This is a genomic window from Mesorhizobium sp. M7A.F.Ca.US.005.03.2.1 (assembly GCF_003997795.1).
GTDB classification, from domain to species: domain Bacteria; phylum Pseudomonadota; class Alphaproteobacteria; order Rhizobiales; family Rhizobiaceae; genus Mesorhizobium; species Mesorhizobium ciceri.
Genome location: NZ_RZRP01000811.1, coordinates 1 through 2,836, shown reverse-complemented (window position 1 = coordinate 2,836; position 2,836 = coordinate 1). Strand labels below are relative to the sequence as shown.

Genomic DNA, 2,836 nt, shown 5'->3' with positions numbered 1-2,836 from the left:
CCTCATCCGACCCTTCGGGCCACCTTCTCCCCGTGAGCGGGGAGAAGGGAAAAGAGGCATTCGATGAACAAGCACGCTGCCCCCAACCTCAAGGCTGAAAAGATCGCTGGCGGCGTCGCCACCGATCAGCGCCACGATTCCGCGCACAAACATGTCAGCGGTACCGCCGTCTACATCGACGACATGCCGGAACCATCAGGCACGCTGCATGGCTGCCTAGGGCTTTCCGGTGCCACGCATGCCACCATCACCAGCATGGATCTTTCGGCGGTGCGTACAGCGCCCGGTGTGGTCGACGTGTTGACGGCCAGTGACGTGCCGGGCGAAAACGACATTTCGCCGACCGGCCGCCACGACGAGCCGGTGCTTGCCGACGGCAAGGTGCAATTCTACGGCCAGCCTATCTTCTGCGTTATTGCGCAAACTCGCGAGCAGGCGCGCCGCGCCACAAGATTGGCAAAGGTCGAATACAAGGAATTGCCTTTCGTCACCGACATCGGCGCGCTCGATCCGAAGAAGGACAAGCTCGTCACGCCGCCTCTCACCCTGAAGCGCGGCGATGCCGCTACGGCGATCCGTCAGGCGCCGCGCCGGCTAAAGGGAAAAATGCGCATCGGCGGCCAGGAACACTTCTACCTCGAAGGCCATATCGCCATGGCCGTTCCTGGCGAGGATCAGGACGTCACCATCTATTCCTCGACCCAGCATCCAAGCGAAGTCCAGCACATGGTCAGCCACGTACTCGGCGTGCCGAGCAATGCCGTCACGGTGGAAATCCGCCGCATGGGAGGCGGCTTCGGCGGCAAGGAAACGCAGGGAAATCAGTTTGCCGCATTGGCCGCGATCGCCGCGAAGAAACACCACCGCGCCGTGAAGATCCGGCCCGACCGCGACGACGACATGATCGCCACCGGAAAGCGTCATGATTTCCTCGTCGATTACGAGGTCGGCTTCGATGATGAGGGCAACATCCTCGGCGTCGATTTCATGTTCGCGGCGCGCTGCGGTTTTTCGTCGGATCTGTCCGGCCCGGTAACCGATCGCGCGCTGTTCCACTGCGACAACACTTATTTCTGGCCGGCGGTGCATGCGCAGTCGGCGCCGCTCTACACCAACACCGTGTCGAACACCGCCTTTCGTGGTTTCGGCGGCCCGCAAGGCATGGTCGGCGCCGAGCGCGTCATCGACGAGGTGGCCTTTGCCGTTGGCAAGGATCCGCTCGAAATCCGCAAGAAGAATTTCTACGGCACCAGTAGCGAGGGGGGCCGCAACATCACGCCCTACCACCAGACGGTCGAGGATAACATCATCCAGGGCATCGTCGCCGAGCTGGAGCAAAGCGCGAGCTATGCGCGGCGGCGGCGTGAAATATCGGCCTTCAATGCCAACAGCCGTTTCATCAAGCGGGGCCTCGCTCTGACGCCGGTCAAATTCGGCATCTCGTTCACCGCCACGCATTACAATCAAGCCGGCGCGCTGGTGCATGTCTACACCGACGGTTCGGTGCATCTGAACCATGGCGGAACCGAGATGGGGCAGGGCCTCTACGTCAAGGTGGCGCAGGTGGTGGCGGAAGAGTTCCAGATCGATCTCGACCAGGTGAAGATCACCGCGACAACGACCGGCAAGGTGCCGAACACTTCGGCTACGGCAGCGTCGTCCGGCTCCGACCTCAACGGCATGGCGGCGCAGAATGGCGCGCGCCAGATCAAGGATCGGCTGACCGATTTCGCCGCCGAAAAATATCAGGTGCCGCGTGATCAGGTGCTGTTCCTGCCCAACCGGGTGCGCATCGGCAACCAGGAAATCGCCTTCGCCGACCTTGTCAAGCAGGCCTATATGGCCCGCATCCAGCTGTCGGCGGCTGGTTTCTACAAGACGCCGAAAATCCACTGGAACCGCGACAAGGGCGAGGGCCGCCCCTTCTATTATTTCGCCTATGGCGCCTCGTGCTCGGAAGTCTCGGTCGACACGCTGACCGGCGAATACATGGTCGAGCGTACCGATATTCTCCATGACTGTGGCCGCTCGCTGAACCGGGCGATCGATATCGGCCAGATCGAAGGCGGCTTCATCCAGGGCATGGGCTGGCTGACGACGGAAGAACTGTGGTGGGACGCCAAGGGCCGGCTGCGCACGCATGCACCGTCGACCTACAAGATCCCGCTCGCCTCCGACCGGCCGAAGATCTTCAACGTCACCTTGGCCGACTGGCCGGAAGCCGGCGAGCCGACCATCCACCGCTCCAAGGCGGTCGGCGAGCCGCCGTTCCCGCTCGGCATGTCGGTGCTGCATGCGCTATCGGACGCGGTGGCCAGTGTCGCCGACAACAGGATCTGCCCGCGCCTCGATGCTCCGGCGACCCCGGAGCGGGTTCTGATGGCGATCGAGCGGCTGAAGAAGGAGGCCGGCGCCTGAATCCGGCCCCAGGGTCGGCAATGCGTGCAATCCGGGCCGAAAAAACCTATATTTCCCATTCGGGAACGTGAACCATGAACTCGAAAGTGCAAAGCCTGAAAGCCTTTCTCGCCAGCGCCGGTCGGGTTGCCCTGGTCGAAGTGGCCGGAACAAAAGGCTCGACGCCACGCGAGAAGGGCGCCTTCATGCTCGTCTCGCAGACGGCGATCTTTGGCACCATCGGCGGCGGTCAGCTCGAATATATGGCAATCGACAAGGCCAGGCAGATGTTGGGCAAAGAAGTCCGCATCGAGGTTGACGAAGTCTGCGCTATCCTAGACGTCCCGCTGGGTCCCGAGATCGGCCAATGCTGCGGCGGGCGCGTCGAAGTCTTGATCCGGCTCGTCGATGCTGCGCTTGCCGGCGACCTGGTTGCGGC

At 62.6% G+C, this 2,836-nt stretch carries 2 protein-coding genes; both read left to right on the top strand.

Annotated elements, in window-relative coordinates:
* Window positions 1–63 precede the first annotated feature (63 nt).
* A complete protein-coding gene (gene xdhB / locus EN991_RS30715; protein WP_127370157.1) occupies window positions 64–2,418 on the top strand; it encodes a xanthine dehydrogenase molybdopterin binding subunit in 2,355 nt (784 codons plus the stop codon).
* Window positions 2,419–2,492: 74 nt separating this feature from the next.
* Window positions 2,493–2,836, top strand: a 344-nt coding sequence (locus tag EN991_RS30710) for an XdhC family protein (RefSeq protein ID WP_281058823.1), incomplete at its 3' end; no start/stop codon positions are given.